We start from the raw sequence: 15,590 nt of genomic DNA on the forward strand, positions 1-15,590 counted from the left end.
ATAAAGATTGTCAATGAATCAAGAGAAGCTGAACGAAGTCATCAACGGAGGAAGCATCGACGAAGAAAAGACCGCCCCTTTTACCAGGACTCGTGCTATGCAACATCTTAACCGGAAATTACTGATTGTATTTTAGCAGTGTACACGATGTGGATGAGGTTAGAACATGAAAATCAAGGTAACCAATAAAGAAGAGCTGATTAAACGTATTATAGAACAGCAGGAGCAGTTTGCTTTTTATGGCGTTACAAATATCGGGCTTCTTAGGTCATTTGTACGAGGCGAGCAGACTACATTGAGCGATATCGATATCCTCATAGAATTTGCGCCTGAAAAACATACCTTTGATAATTTTATGGACGTTTCTTTCCTCCTCGAAGATATTTTAGGCCGAAAAATAGATGTCGTTACACCGGAAGGTCTCAGTCCGCACATAGGTCCCCATATTTTAAAGGAGGTAGAGCTTGTCCCTATCGTCGCTTGAGTATATCAGACATATGCTTGACGAAATCGATTACATCATGAGCAGGGTTTCAGATATAAATTACGATAAACAAGCTGCCTGATCTCCGAGTAAAACTTAATAATCTGCTCAATAAAGTCCAATAACCCCTACAACCATCATAGTCCAATACCAGAAAAAGATTGGTTGATGTGTGTGCTGTGCGGCAGAAGGACGCGGAGCGTCAGATAAGATGTTCCCACGGTGACCGTGGAGAACAAGATTTCTTAGGCCGGTATTTATAGTATTACCGTGATCTGTGAAGCTGGGAATTTGTACCAGTTAAAACAAAAATATTTTAATATTTAATTATTTATAATAGTATCATAGATAATGTTGTTCATTTAATTAGGAGAGCAACATGACACAGTTTATTGCTGAATCATCTATTAAAAACGGTCGGATCATATTAAATAAGATCCCATTAAAGGAAAATACAAAGGTTAAAATTGTTTTAATACCAAAGGTCGATTTACCCTCCATGTCTTTTTCAAAGAGCCGTAAATTAACAAAAGGAATTAAAGGCAATCTCTCAGATGATATTATTGCTGAAAGAGAGAGATAATGAACCTGTAGAACCTCTACCTTGAGTCCCTTCAGTTAGCTGTGGCTATCACGGCGCACAATCTTTTCCCTGTTGATGTATTTGTAACATCTGATACAAAATTACTAAATATCGCCGAAAAATACTTTAGGACTTTTAATCCTGAATAAGTTTCAGAGATAAGAAGGGCCTTACTTAAAAGTGCTTTATCCGGTTCTCATGAAGAACGCGGGGAGCTTGAAAAAGTAGGGGCGAAAAATTTTTCGCCCCTACGGTTTATCTGGTTCCTACGATCTTGGGAACAAGATAACACCTTCATTCACAATTAAGTATATTATTATGTTATTTTTGTTCCGCAGTGAGGGCAGAAAGCGGCAAGAGATTTTATTGAGGTGCCGCATTGAGTGCAGGTACTTATTACACCGATTTGAGATTCAAAGACAGGCGCTGCGGCTTTTGGTCTGCTATAGGTTACTTTTTCCTTGGCTTTTCCTGTTATCGTAACTTTATCATAAATGGCGTGGTTATTAATGGTGCTGTTATTTTTTGTTTGATTTGCTTTTTTCAGAAGGCCCTGAGGATGCATGACATCGATGTGATTATAATTATTTATTTTGTTAATCATGGCATCCTCCTCAGAAAATGGAGAATTTATTGAAATTTAATTTATTAAAATTCTAATACTATTTTTTAGAATATTCAATTGGATTTTTTATCTGGTCCGCACGGACTGTGGGTAACGAGAAAAAGTAGGGGCGAAAAATTTTTCGCCCCTACGGTTTATTAAGTAGCTGACTTCTTGTAAAATCCAGTGTTTCCTGCGAAAGTGGCGGGGTTGCTGAATGATGCGATGCAACATCTGCCCCCATGCGGTTTGCCAGTTCCATGGTTGCTTTAATATCCCAGCCAAGGGTGAAGCCGAACAGGATTCCGGCAGAGCATGCGTCACCTGCTCCTACAGGATGAGCTTCACCTTTAACCTTTCCTGACCGTGTTATGACAAATTCTCCATCCCGTTTTAGTACAAGGGTGCCCTGATCACCGCGTGTTACAATAACCACCTGCGCTTTAAACCGTGCAAGCAGCATCCCCATTCTATGTTTTATCCCTTCAGGGGAGTTATCTGATGTACAGGTTAAACCCAGTATATCCAGCATTATATTCAGTTCCCCATTATTTGCCTTTATGATTGTTGCTGCATTACAACTGTACTCAATTATTTCAGGTGAATAACATTTTTCTCCTGTAAGGGTGTTTTGCCTGAGATTTATATCATAAAGACATATTGCATGTTGTGGAAGAAACCCAAGAAAATGCCTGATGGTATTGCGGGATGTCTCATTTCTCTGTGCCAGGCTTCCAAAACATACTGCCGAACACCGTTCTGCAAGTTCTCTTAGCCCCGGGCTGTTTGGGATATAATCCCATGCAGTGTCAGCCTCTATCTGGTATCCTGGTTCACTGTTTCGCATAAAAACAGAAACAAGACCTGTCTTATGTTGATGATCCTTTTCTATATAAGCAGTCGATATCTTCTTTTTATTAAGTGTGTCAATGATCCTGTTGCCTCTTGTGTCAGTACCTATTGAACTCACAATATACCCCTTGCCAATACCCATCTGGCTGGCAAGCTGATGTGCATGAAAGGCAAAATTAAAAGGAGCTCCACCCAGAGTCTCTGTTTTGTCCTCAAATAGATCATAGAGGACTTCGCCGATACCTATGAAGGTTATATGATCTTTTTCTGATACAACTGATTTCATTCCAATACTCGCTAATGTAAAATCATATTTGCTATAAATGACAACTTATTGTCAATAGAAAGTACTATACAATTCAATATAATCTCTGATTTATCATCATGATATGAGCTACATATATTTACTGATTATGTATTGAAATCAAAGAGATAAATATTTCAGCAGACTTTCAGGTTTAATTTTCACTTTTCCTGACCCAAAATCGAAAAGTTGTATTGACAATTTCTTCATTGAATATGTAGTATCAGCCTCTCTATAGGAGCGGAGATGACTGAAAGCCATAATAAACAAGCCGGAAGAAATGCGGATGCAGAATCCCGCAAGACCAAGCATCGTCAGGTTTTTGAATATGTGCTGGCCGATATTGAGTCCGGGAGGCTCAAAGAGGGTGACCGCCTTCCATCAGAGGCAGAACTGGTAATTCAGTTCGGGGCATCGCGCCCTACTGTCGCCCGTGCGTTGCATGACCTGCAGAATATGGGGCTTGTTGAGCGGAAGGTCGGATCAGGCACCTATGTACACAAAACTCATGAGCAGGTTAGATCATGGCGTTTCGGACTATTGATACCCGGCCTTGGCACCACTGAGATATTTGAACCTATCTGTGGCCAGATTGCGCGTCTTGCACAGAAAAATCATCATACACTTCTATGGGGCGATTTTGGTGAAAAACAGGGTAACCCTGATCCTTTGCTGATTGAACAGGTATGTGAAAGCTATATAAGACAGTCGGTTGCGGGTGTATTCTTTGCTCCCTTGGAATTGAGTGAAGATAAAGATCGGATTAACCGGTCTGTCATATCCTCCATGAAATCGGCAGGCATACCCATTGTTCTGCTTGACCGTGATATAGTGCCTTTTCCACAAAGGAGCGGCCTTGACTTGGTGGGTATTGATAATCGTCTTGCAGGGTTTCTTATTACAAATCACCTTATCAGTCTGGGATGCAAAAGGATCGACTTTCTTGCAAGACCAGGCTCTGCGCCTACTGTGAGCCTGCGTATATCTGGATATCGTGAGGCGCTTATCAACAGCGGAGTAATACCCTCAAACGAATGGGTTCACAGCGGTGATCCTGCAGATCATAATTTTATTAAGGGTGTTATCAAGGATGGTGCAACAGCAATTGTGTGTGCAAATGACCTTACCGCCGCAAACCTGATGAAAACGCTTGATGCGCTTGATTATGCTGTACCGCAAAAAATCCGAGTGGCAGGCTTTGATGATGTGAGGTATGCGGAGTTGCTGAGCCCAGCCCTTACCACCATTCACCAGCCATGCACGGATATAGGAACCATTGCCATGCAGGTGATGCTTGAACGTATAGAAAATCCCATGCTTCCCCCACGTGATATACTGGTTAACCCTGCTCTTATTATAAGAAAATCATGTGGTGCTTAAGAAATATTCTGAAATAATCAGCGGCAGCCCTAACATGATAGTTATTGAATATACCTGGATAGATGAAGTAAAAAACATTTAAACACCTTTATAAATAAGGTAACAGAAGATAGTCATAAGGAATCACATAAGTGAAAAAAGCCCTTGAACTGCTTGCGCCTGCCGGTACCGCTGAAATAGGTAAGGCAGCCATTGACCACGGCGCTGATGCGGTTTATATCGGTGCACCAAAATTCAGCGCTAGGGCACAGGCAGGTAACAGCATTGATGATATTACCGGGCTGGTTCAGCATGCCCAACTGTTTAATGCAAAGGTCTATGTTGCACTGAATACAATCCTGACAGATGCTGAGATAGAGCAGGCTTTGGCACTGATTGGGTCACTCTATGAAGCAGGTATTGACGGCCTGATCATTCAGGATGTGGGGCTGCTTGAACTTGATCTTCCGCCTGTTCCACTGATCGCAAGTACCCAGATGCACAATACCACGTTTGAAAAGGTGAAATTTCTTGAAGAGGTAGGTTTCAAAAGGGTGATACTTGCAAGGGAGCTTTCATTAAATGAGATCAGGGCAATCAGAGACAGCACAAAGGTAGAGCTGGAGGTATTTGTTCATGGCGCTCTCTGTGTGTCATACAGCGGCCAGTGTTACATGAGCCAGTATGCATTCGGGCGAAGCGGAAATCGCGGTGTATGCGCACAGCCATGCCGCCACCAGTATACCCTCACTGATGGTAATAACAAAATGGTTATCAGGGATAAATACCTGCTCTCCCTTAAAGACATGAATCGTGTAAAGGCAATAGGTGATCTTGTTGCCGCAGGTGTAACCTCATTCAAGATAGAGGGCAGGTACAAAGAGATAGAGTATGTAAAGAATATCACGGCCCTGTACAGAGAGAATATTGATGAGTTTATTGCCCAAAATCCAGAATATTGTATGGCCAGCAGCGGCACATGCGCCTTTGGCTTTAAACCTGATCCTTTTAAAAGTTTTAACCGTGGGTTTACAGATTATTTTATTGATGGTGTACGTGAAAAGATGGGAACCCCTGATTCACCAAAATCCATGGGTGAGTTTATAGGCACAGTGGATAAGTGTGAAAGGGATTGTTTTAATATAAAAGGTCATGACCTTATAAATGGAGACGGCCTCTGCTTTTTCACCAGTGACCATGATCTGACCGGATGCAGGGTAGACAGGGTTGAAGGGGAGAGGGTTTTTCCAAACAGCATGGCCGATATTACTGAGGGTACTGCAACCTACAGGAATCTGGATATTGATTTTACCCGTACCTTAAAAGGTTCAACTCAATGCAGAACAATAGCGGTTGACATGGATTTTAAACAGGATGAAACAGGCATAAGGCTAAAGGTGGTAGACGAGGATGGTATAACTGTTGAGACCAGTGAGGCCTTTCCATTTGAGCCAGCACAAAAAACGGAACGTGCCCGTTCCACTATTGAGGCCCAGCTTATAAAGACAAAGGGTACCCCTTACAGGGTTAAATCAATATCTATCAGTCCTGGCCAGCCTGGTTTTATGCCCCTGAGTATTATTAATGATATCAGGCGGAGGGTCATTGAAAAATTAACCATTGCTCGTTTTGAACACTTTATAAGCAAAGGTGAAGAGGTCGTTCCAAAGGATGTATCATCCCCTGAAAAGGAACTTGACTACAGGGCCAATATCCTCAATACAAGGGCAATGGCATTTTATGAGCGTCACGGGGTAAAAGTAACAGAGATGGCCCTTGAGTCGGATGATGAGATCAGAAAAAATTATAAGACAGGCAGGGTAGTTATGACCACAAAGTACTGTTTAAGGTATGAACTTGATGCCTGCCTCAAATCAAAAGAGGGTAAGAGAAAAGGACTGGTTGAGCCATTGCGGATAAGCGACAGGCAGCATACCTACCGGCTTGAATTTGACTGCATGAATTGCCGGATGATGATTATTGTTGAAGGTGAGGTATTCGCAGCATCGGGCGAGAGTGACAAGAGATGACACAATCAAGACGACATCAGCCTGCGGGTGGCTTATCAATCCTTTATGAGGACAGGGATATCATTGTTGTAAATAAACCTGTCGGGCTTTTAACCATTGGCACTGACCGGGAAAAGCAAAAAACAGCCCACTTTACCCTCAACGATTATGTCAGGAAAGGTAACTCAAAATCCTCAAACAGGGTATATGTGGTGCATCGTCTTGACAGGGAGACATCAGGCATACTTGTTTTTGCAAAAAGCGAACAGGTGAAGATGTCCCTGCAGGATAACTGGGATAAGACTGAAAAGCACTACCTGGTTATCCTTCATGGTAATCTGAAGGAGAAAGAAGGCACCATATCTTCATATCTTATCGAAAACAGGGCTCTAAGGGTTTATTCGACTAAAGACTCTTTAAAAGGTAAACTTTCTCATACCGCTTATAAGGTCATTGAAGAGATAAAAGGATTCACCATGGTTGATGTTAATCTTATTACAGGCCGTAAACATCAGATTCGCGTACATTTTTCAGAAATGGGCCATCCTGTGGTTGGTGATAAAAAATACGGGCCGGATGAGACTGTATCAAAGAGGCTGGCCCTCCATGCCCGTTCTATTATGTTTAATCACCCGTTCACCCGTAAGCCAATGAGCTTTGACACAGGTGTACCTGAAGAATTTAACAGACTTTTTCGAAGGTTGAATATTTATACTGTTAAATCTTAAAAATAATAATAAATGTTAACCTATTGATTTTAGCTGCCTAGTGATATATCATTTCCTTAAAAATGGAAAGTAAGGAGGTAGGAAATGCTTACAAAGCTTACGGCAAAAAACCAGATCACTATACCCAAGGATGTTATATCAAGTCTTCCGGGTGTACAGTATTTTGATGTGAGTTATAGTGAAGGAAATGTCATACTTAAACCTGTCAAGGTTTATGATACAGACATTGACGGGATCAGATCAAAAATGAAGCAGCTTGGTATCTCAGAAAAAACTGTAGAAGAAGCGGTAATCTGGGCCAGGAAGAAATGATAAAGGTTGTTATCGATACAAATGTCCTTGTTTCAGCCCTTCTTTTTGATGGGACACCAGGTAAACTTGTCACACTCTGGAAAGAGAAATATATACTGCCCTTATGCTCAAAAGAAATTATGGATGAATATTTAAAGGTTCTTGCCTATCCTAAATTTAAACTCACTAATGTAGAAATAGAATATCTTATTACAGTTGAGATTTTGCCTTGGTTTCAACCTGTTACTGTCCGGAAAGGAAAGCCCTTTATTAAGAATGACCCGCAGGATGATTTTTTTATTTGGTGTGCTGTTGAAGGAGACGCGTATGCAATTATTTCAGGAGATAATCATTTATTAAGTATGAAAGAACCGCCAGTAACTGTTTTAACCATAAACGATTTTTTAAAATTTATAAGTAATGAAAGAGGGAAATAGAGATGAAGAAATTTATGAAAATTTTGCTGGCAATTGCTGGTATCATTATTTTGGCTGTTATTGTACTCGTAGTCATGTACTGGGACACAATAGGAATCATGCTTGGAAATAGAAAGGTTCAACCCCATACAGAGGTGGTTCGTGACATTGCAACTTCACCTGTTCAGCCGATTACAAAAGGAGAGGCAGACTGGATCAGTTGGCGCAATATCAGTGGTGATAACAGGAGCTATGTTTCAGGTATAAAAACAGACTGGTCAAACGGATTAAGGAAGGTCTGGGAGATAGATTACCTGTGTGATGGGGAGGACAGCGCAACATGGTCTGCGCCGATTGTGCAGGGTAACAGGCTTGTAGTCTGCGGACGTGATGGCAAAAATGACGTTGTATACTGTCTTAACCCGGAAGATGGTGGACTTATTTGGAAACAATCATACCAGGCTGAAACATCGAATGAATATGGTATGGGTTTCAGGGCAACCCCCTGGATTGATGATGACCGTGTGTATACCTATGGCAGGGGTGGCGATCTTGCCTGCTGGAATCTTTTAAACGGTGAAAAAATCTGGCATAAAAATGTACATGATGCAGGTGGTGAGGAGCCCACATGGGGGCTTTCATCATCCCCGCTTGTAACCGCTTCCCTTGTGATAGTTAGCGGTGGAGGAGCCGCCCGAACAATAGCATATAACAAGATGACAGGGGATATAATATGGAAGGCCGGGCAGGGTCTGGCAGGGTATGCTGCAATTACCATGATGGAGATTGATGGTGAACCGGTGGTTCTTTCATTTCATGGAAAGGGGCTTGCTGCAATTACCATTAATGATGGAAAGGTACTGTGGGACATTGAATGGCAGACATCATATGATGTTAATGCCACCACACCGGTTATAAAAGACAATCTTGTATTCATCACCTCCGGTTATAAAACCGGCTGTGAACTCTTAAGAGTTACTAGATCAGGTGCAGAGGTGGTGTGGAAAAATAAAGAATTTGCATCACACCATTCAGACCCATTCATTATCGGTGACCATATATATGGTTATTCTGGTGACAGTATGCAGAACAAGGGCCATTTCAAGTGCCTTGAGCTTGAGACCGGTGCAGAAAAATGGAGCACAAAAGAGATGGGGTGGGGGACATGTATTGCCGTTGAGGATTACCTTTTATGTAAAGATGTCAAGGGCAGCCTGTATCTTATGAGGCCTGATCCTGAAAAATTTGTAAAGGTTGCGGAACTGCCAAAGATATGGGGCAAGGTGAGCGGGGCAACATGGACAAAACCCATACTGGCTAACGGCAGGTTATACCTGAGATTCAAACAGGGGTTGATATGCCTTGATATAAAGTTAGTATCATAACTACATGGCATCAATCCCCATGCTGATAATGGTCCCGGTCAGATCACTGCCACTGGTCTTGATTACCGATACCCTTTCGTGACTCAGTTTAACCTCATCAACTAGATACTGTTTGATCGCAAGCGCCCTTTCTTCAGCAATGGATATCAATTTATCATCACTGATCGTCAGTGCCTTTAAAATATCATCATGGATCTCTTTATAAACCGTATTATCATTAACCTGTGTCTCTGATCCCTGTGCGCGTTCCTGTACCTTTTCAGCTCCCTCCGCCGTGGTGCTCTTTTCCAATCTTTCTTTAACACCTGACAGGCCCATCTCATTATTTATTGCCTCCAGTGCGGCACGATTTTCTGCGATCTCCCATAACTCCTGCGATTTCAACTCATCTTCTAGCGCTGATACTTCAATGGCCCGCTTGTTAGCAATCATCTGTTTGAGTTGACCCCTCTTAAGCGCGGCAACATCCTCAGACCTTGAGGCATTGCCCTTTATGGAAAGAGAGAGCTGAGGCCTTTGATTGAGCGCATCAGCAAGTTTATTGAGGTTATCTTTACCTGCCTGATTCAAGAGAGAACTGCCCGGTTCAAATAAAATCTCCCCCATGTCATCGCCTCCGCCCGGTATCAGGGAGCCGAGGAGTGTAAAAGGAGATGCAGCCGCCTTTACTATTATATTTACTAGGGTCTTTATTATAATGCCTGCAACACTGAAGCCAGGGTCATCAAGGTCTCCAGATACATTTACATCAAGATCAATCACACCGGATATGTCACGCAGGAGGGCAAGTCCAAGACCCACAGGCGCATTAACAACGGGCTCAACAGCAAGCTTTTCACCCAGATAGAGATTTTTTGCGTTTATGTTGTTGTCGCCCTTTAATTTACGGTCATGAAGCGCATAATCAAGGTCAAGAGAGAGTTTTCCGCTTTTAAGATAGTTGCCTATATAGACACCAGAATAGGGTGAGAGGTGTGTCATCTCCAGTCCTTTGAGTGTGCTTTTAAATGCGAACCCGGGTTGACGGCTTATTGGATCAAGAGTGCCTGTGACAGTAAAAGGGGCGTATTTATCTATTTCAGCCTTGAATGAAAATGGTGATGGGTCTGTTGCCTGTGAACCTATTTGATCTATGCTCAGGGCCATATTATACATGCCTGTCTTGTATTCTGGTTTAACACTTTTATCTGAAAATAGAACAGTGCCATTACTCAAACTGACTTTATTTATTGCAAACTCCCACGGCTCTGATTCGACTGGTTTAGCATTTGAGGGCTCATCACTCTCTATTTGCTCCTTCTCTTTTACCATGCCTGCAAGGTTAATGACCTTTTTATCAGAGAGACTGACAGCAAGGTCTGGCTTTACAAGGCTGATTGATGCAACTGTAATTTTTCTTTTATCAACCTCTGCTTTTATATCATCAAGCATTAATCTGTTAAAACTGAAGAGAGGATTATTTGAACGCAGATCCCTGATCTTTAAGTTGTCCACGCCCATGCTGGCGGCTGCATTGATTGAGGTCTTTCCGTCATTTTTAACTGACACATTTCCATCTGCAAAAAGGTTTCCATCCGCTATCGTGAGCCATGTGATTGCTTCAAGATATTTTGTGAAGGGGTTAAGGAGGAATTTATCAAGCTTATATTTCAGCTCCATTGAAAAGGGTGACGGGCTTAAAAGGCCATCAATATTTATCTCCCCATTATTGTTAAGGATGGCATCAAGATTAATTGAAATCCTGCTTTCAGGGGCAAGGGATATATCCTTTAAATCCAGATTGATCCCTGAGAGCGTATGTTTTGTGTTTATTTTTTCGTTCTGGTCTTCAAAATCAATGGTGCTGTTTTTAAGGGAGAGCTGTTTCACCAATATATCCCATGGTATAACCTCTTTTTTTGTATCAATGGAGACCTTTTCCTGTCCTGTGTTCTCCGGTTTATCGGGAGGAATCAGTGCCTCATACCTTGCCTTTCCCTCTTTATCAATCCACTGATTTAAAGCCAGCCTGTCCAGAAGCACCTCTTCAACCATTACCTTATGCCCTGTAATATCAACAGTGAAATTTTGAATGCCAATATCCCCTGCGCTCAGCATGGTTGGGTCAGGATAAGGGTCATTAATGCCAAGATCCTTTATTGCAAGGTTCCCTTTATCTATTTTAAAAATGAAATCAGTATCATTTTTAATATGGATATTTGTATCAAATGAAAGCGTTCCTCTCCCTATTTTAAGGGGAAGGATATTTTCAAGAAATTTGCTCAGGCCGGCCAGATTAATATCCTTTGCACCTATACTTCCTTCCATATACAGAGGATCTATCCTGTAATCGCCCTTAAGCAGCAGCTCTCCTCCTTCCTGATCTTTTGCATTTATGGTAAATGGATTCAGATGCTCGTCACCTGTGGCAAAATATAATTCTTTCACCTGGATGGATATATCATTAAGGTTTGCTGTCGCAGGGTCAGCAGTGCTTTTATCAATATATTTGAATGATCCTTTATTGATGGATGTGTTAAACAATTTAATTGCAATTGGTCTTTTACCTTTTTTTACTTCTTTCTCTTTGCCAGAACCAGATGATGACAGCTTTTCAATTATATTGCTGAAATTGAAACCTGTTTTGAGTTTAACTATATTAATACGTGAGTTATCCAGAGACAGTTCGTCAAAGGCTATTCCAAATAAAAAAACAGACTTCCATAAACCAAAATCAACAAGCAGATTATCCCATGCTGCAAGAGCTCCGTCATTTGAATCGGAGACTGAGAAATTCTCTATTTTTAAGGATAGCTTGAAAGGATTGAAACGGATATCGCCTGCGGTTATCTCTCTACCTATCAGGGTTGAGACATCGGTCTCCAGTGTCTTTTTAAGTTTACCGGGCAGGTAAAACCAGGAGAGGGAGAGGTAAACAAGATATAAAAACAGACATGAAGCTAATACCCATTGATACCACTTGATAAGCTTTAACCGGGTTTTTATTGTACTCATGGCGATCCCTCTGTGTAATTATTAATGAACTGTTACTTTAAGCCCCATCTCCTCCAGGATATTTTTTAATGACTGGATCTTTTCGTCAGAAGGGACAGGTGCCTGAGCCACCTTTTTATTATTACTGATCCTCTGGTGTTTCATAACCCCCAGGTTATGGTAGGGCAACAACTGTATAACTGTTACTGCATCACCAAGTGACTTGCAGAACTCCCCAGTCTCGCGTATGTTTTCCTCTGAGTCATTGAACCTTGGTACCACAGGTATCCTTACCTGAATCTTCCCGCCTGCATCTGCAATCCTTTTTGCATTTTCAATGATTATCTCGTTTGGTACGCCTATTACCTGCTTATGCTGGTCACTTCTCATATGCTTAAGGTCATAAAGAAAGAGGTCAGTGTATGGCAGTACCGCATCAATATTTTTTGTACTGGAAAAACCTGTTGTGTCAAGTGCAGTGTGGATTCCCTTTTCTTTTAATGACTTAAGGAGCGCCACTGTGAATTCAGGCTGTGAAAGCGCCTCACCGCCAGATATGGTGACACCTCCGCCGGACTGATCATAAAAGGGCTTATCCCTTACAAGCTTTTCTGTAAGCTCTTCAACTGTATAATCTGTACCGCACATATAGAGTGCGTCAGGGTAACAGACATTAGCGCATGCGCCACAGTTGTCACATAAATTTCTATCTATATCAATAAGCCTTATATCCTCTTTTGTTACCATGTGCTGTATGACTGTGCCCGGGGTTATGGCGCCTTTGGGGCAGGCAGATAAGCATTTCCCGCATTTATCAATGCCAATGCACCGCATGGAGATCCAGCTCAGTTGTGTATAAAACTCCTGTGATTCAGGGCTGTGACACCAGGGGCAGCGCAGGGGGCAACCCTTTAAAAACACAGTTGTGCGTATGCCAGGGCCATCCTGTACTGAAAAGCCCTGTATGTCATATACCTTGCCGGTGATAGCCACTAGAAATTGAACTCCGTTCTCTTTATTATATCTTCCTGGCTCTCCTTATACAGCTCTACAAAATAGGCGCTGAATCCGGCAATGCGCACCACAAGGTCCCTGTAATCATGAGGCCGCTCCTGTGCCTTTCTCAATACATCAGCGCTAACAATGTTAAACTGCATCTCCATGCCGCCAAGGCCGAAGTAGGTTTTAATAAGCGCCTTGAGCTTTTCCTTACCCTGTTCATTTCTTACTGCTGTGGGGTGAAAGCGCAGGTTTAATAGTGTGCCGTTCCCGAATTTCTTCTGATCAATGGCAGAGACCGATCTTACAGTTGCTGTGGGCCCGTTCTTATCAAGCTGCTGAACAGGTGATATGCCGTCACTTAAGGGCTCACCCCTTTTTCTTCCATCAGGAGAGGCGGAAGTCATCAAGCCAAAGAGGATGTGTGCTGTTACCGGGTAGAGCCCTGCTGAATACCTGCCCCTGTATCCTGTGCCCGAGTTAATGGCATTTGCATATATATCAGATGCCCATGTGGCAAACTGATCCGCATACTCGTTGCCATTGCCATAATGGGGCGACTCTTTTAATATCCGCTGTCTTAAATCTTCCTTTCCTTCCCAGTTTGTCATGATGGCATCATAAAGCTCCTTCGCGCCTATGAGCTTTTTATCAAAGACCATGTATTTTACTGCCGCAAGGCTGTCTGTTATATTGCCTATGGCAATGCCGGCATTGCCTGTGGAGTTGTATTTTGCACCCCCCTTCATTACATCCTTACCCTTTTCCATGCACCCGTCTATTGTTGCGGAGACAACTGGAAGTGGCATATGCTCTGAAGCAACATATTCAAAGGTGTTTATGAGACTTATGTGCCATTTTGCAAAGTATTCTATCTGCCTTTTAACTGCATCCAGCACCTCATCAAAACTCTTCATCTCATAGAGATATCCTGTGGGTAAACCTGTCTGGCCGCTCATACTGCCGTCAAAACCGGGCATGGGGTTATAACCATTATTGATTGCCAGGATGAATGCATTAAGCAGGTTGAAAAAGGACTCTGTACCTGTTCCGCCAGGTGCTGCCCATTCATCTCCGCAACTCTGCGGTTCAACACATCCTATCAGGCAGTAGTTTCGTGCGCTCTCTATGGGCAGTCCCCTTGCCATTAAAGCAGGGATTATAATGTCATCACTTTCAAAGGTAGGCACTCCGCCTGCAATCTGTGTAGTCTCAATCGCGGCCTCCCACAGGGCATCAGGGGTTCCCTTGTGTATTCGCAAAGACTGTGGCGGGTCATGGAGTATAAGCCTTCCGGCCGATTGAAGCATCATGTATGTAACGGTATTTGTGGCATCCTTGCCATCCCGTGTAACGCCACCCAGTGTCATGAGCTGTCCGCTCGTATAACCGGGGCTTGACCTGGTTGCAAGCGCAGGCCATATCTTGTTCATCTCTGCTACCTTGAGATAAAAGAGATCAAGCAGCTCCTGTGCCTCATCGTGTGTGATCCTTTTTGCCTTGATGTCCGCATCATAGAATTTCCCAAGGTACTGATCTAAACGCCCGAATGAAATGCCATGCTGTTGCCCGTCAAGGCAGAGACATATCTGATAGAGGTATATGCACTGGATCGCATCATGAAATGTGCGGCATGGGTTTTCCATTATCCAGTTGAGGCTCTCTGCCATTCTTATTAGCTCTTTTTTCCTTTCTGGACTGGTTTCTATGACAGCAAGCCTTTCGCACTCCTTTGCATATCTCTTTGAAAAGGTAATGATCCCGTCGCATACTATTGTTATGGCGCGGTAGAAATTATATTTATAAACACTGTCGCCAAACATCACCCCTTCAAGCGCATCCATCTTTTCCTGGGCCTCTTTTCTGATGGCCCCAAAGCCTTTGTTTATGGCCTTTTCAAAGTTTGCCACAAAATGGCCTACAGGTGACTGGCAAACCCCCTTTATGCCAAAGGTTGAGACCCCGTTACCAACCGCCTTTTTATAACCATCAGGTATATATTCATCAACCTTTGCGCTCAGGCACTCCTTGCGCCAGAACTCACCAGTAGCGAGCACATATTCCGCATCCTTTTCATCTATATCATAGGGGTCTGTATCCCTTAAGGGAATGGTGCCAGCCTTTAATTCATCAAGAAACCAACTGAAGGATATCTCAGGATAAAGGGCGCAGCACCTGTAAGAGGTCCCCTGCCACCCTACAATAACCTCGTCTTTATTAATATGAACCGGGAGTTTTTCACAGAGGTTTTTAAAGTTCTTTGCCCTTTTTAGAATACCCTGAAGCTGAGGGTTTTCCATATAAAAATCGGTTACTATCTTATAACGCGCTATACATATCCTGGGCCTTGTAGAGCGGTATTTTTCACGTATCTTTGCCACGCGTGGTGTTATTGGGCTTAATGTGTACATAAATCCTCCAAACCTGGTAAACCCTATTAATTAAAGCCATTAATTAAATAATAACTTAAGTCATTGAGATTGTCTCGTCAAGTTATGATTCAGGCTTTTATCCATCAATATTAATTCTTAAACCTGTTCTGTATGCAACACAGAATATTTATAATTCCATCTATACATAATCGGCATTTTAGGCAAGTAAGA

13 protein-coding genes are annotated in these 15,590 nt (G+C 42.5%); 8 read left to right on the forward strand and 5 right to left on the reverse strand.

Features of this window, described 5'->3' with window-relative positions; all coding sequences use genetic code 11:
* The first annotated feature begins 166 nt into the window (after positions 1 to 166).
* Together GX654_00170 and GX654_00175 are read left to right on the forward strand one after the other, a co-directional pair.
* Positions 167 to 484, forward strand: coding sequence for a nucleotidyltransferase family protein (locus tag GX654_00170; GenBank protein ID NLD35266.1), 318 nt, complete (start codon positions 167 to 169; stop codon positions 482 to 484).
* Positions 485 to 863: 379 nt separating this feature from the next.
* Positions 864 to 1,067, forward strand: coding sequence for a hypothetical protein (locus tag GX654_00175; GenBank protein NLD35267.1), 204 nt, complete (start codon positions 864 to 866; stop codon positions 1,065 to 1,067).
* 316 nt (positions 1,068 to 1,383) lie between these two features.
* Here the strand turns inward: GX654_00175 and GX654_00180 are convergent, their stop codons facing one another.
* Together GX654_00180 and GX654_00185 are read right to left on the reverse strand one after the other, a co-directional pair.
* The gene (locus GX654_00180) at positions 1,384 to 1,671 is read right to left on the reverse strand and encodes a zinc-ribbon domain-containing protein (protein NLD35268.1); all 288 of its coding nucleotides are present in this window, start codon (positions 1,669 to 1,671) and stop codon (positions 1,384 to 1,386) included.
* Between the two features lie 148 nt (positions 1,672 to 1,819).
* Complete coding sequence (locus GX654_00185) at positions 1,820 to 2,809, reverse strand: hypothetical protein (GenBank protein ID NLD35269.1); 990 nt, start codon at positions 2,807 to 2,809, stop codon at positions 1,820 to 1,822.
* Positions 2,810 to 3,073: 264 nt separating this feature from the next.
* On the opposite strand from GX654_00185, the gene GX654_00190 reads away from it, so the two are divergent.
* The 6 genes from GX654_00190 (at position 3,074) to GX654_00215 (ending at position 9,015) form a co-directional block, all read left to right on the forward strand.
* Positions 3,074 to 4,207: a substrate-binding domain-containing protein gene (locus GX654_00190; protein NLD35270.1), complete on the forward strand. Its 1,134-nt coding sequence runs from the start codon at positions 3,074 to 3,076 to the stop codon at positions 4,205 to 4,207.
* A 131-nt stretch (positions 4,208 to 4,338) separates the two neighbouring features.
* A complete protein-coding gene (locus GX654_00195) occupies positions 4,339 to 6,216 on the forward strand; it encodes a U32 family peptidase (protein ID NLD35271.1) in 1,878 nt (625 codons plus the stop codon).
* Positions 6,213 to 6,923, forward strand: coding sequence for an RNA pseudouridine synthase (locus GX654_00200; protein NLD35272.1), 711 nt, complete (start codon positions 6,213 to 6,215; stop codon positions 6,921 to 6,923). The genes GX654_00195 and GX654_00200 overlap by 4 nt, the downstream gene beginning before the upstream one ends.
* An 84-nt stretch (positions 6,924 to 7,007) precedes the next feature.
* On the forward strand, positions 7,008 to 7,235 hold the full coding sequence (locus GX654_00205) for an AbrB/MazE/SpoVT family DNA-binding domain-containing protein (GenBank protein ID NLD35273.1): 228 nt from the start codon (positions 7,008 to 7,010) through the stop codon (positions 7,233 to 7,235).
* The gene (locus GX654_00210; protein ID NLD35274.1) at positions 7,232 to 7,651 is read left to right on the forward strand and encodes a putative toxin-antitoxin system toxin component, PIN family; all 420 of its coding nucleotides are present in this window, start codon (positions 7,232 to 7,234) and stop codon (positions 7,649 to 7,651) included. Before GX654_00205 ends, GX654_00210 begins: the two co-directional genes overlap by 4 nt.
* A gap of 2 nt (positions 7,652 to 7,653) precedes the next feature.
* Positions 7,654 to 9,015 (forward strand): PQQ-binding-like beta-propeller repeat protein, encoded by a 1,362-nt coding sequence (locus tag GX654_00215; protein NLD35275.1) that lies wholly within the window; start codon positions 7,654 to 7,656, stop codon positions 9,013 to 9,015.
* On the opposite strand, the gene GX654_00220 is transcribed toward GX654_00215, so the two are convergent.
* From GX654_00220 to GX654_00230, 3 genes are read right to left on the reverse strand one after another with little or no spacing between them, the layout of a single operon-like run.
* Positions 9,016 to 12,009, reverse strand: a complete 2,994-nt coding sequence (locus GX654_00220) for a DUF748 domain-containing protein (protein ID NLD35276.1) — start codon at positions 12,007 to 12,009, stop codon at positions 9,016 to 9,018. It abuts the gene before it with no gap.
* Between the two features lie 21 nt (positions 12,010 to 12,030).
* Positions 12,031 to 12,981, reverse strand: a complete 951-nt coding sequence (locus GX654_00225; GenBank protein ID NLD35277.1) for a glycyl-radical enzyme activating protein — start codon at positions 12,979 to 12,981, stop codon at positions 12,031 to 12,033.
* Positions 12,981 to 15,398, reverse strand: coding sequence for a hypothetical protein (locus tag GX654_00230; GenBank protein ID NLD35278.1), 2,418 nt, complete (start codon positions 15,396 to 15,398; stop codon positions 12,981 to 12,983). The genes GX654_00225 and GX654_00230 overlap by 1 nt, the downstream gene beginning before the upstream one ends.
* Positions 15,399 to 15,590: the final 192 nt, after the last annotated feature.

It is taken from the genome of Desulfatiglans sp. (assembly GCA_012513605.1).
Taxonomy (GTDB): domain Bacteria; phylum Desulfobacterota; class DSM-4660; order Desulfatiglandales; family HGW-15; genus JAAZBV01.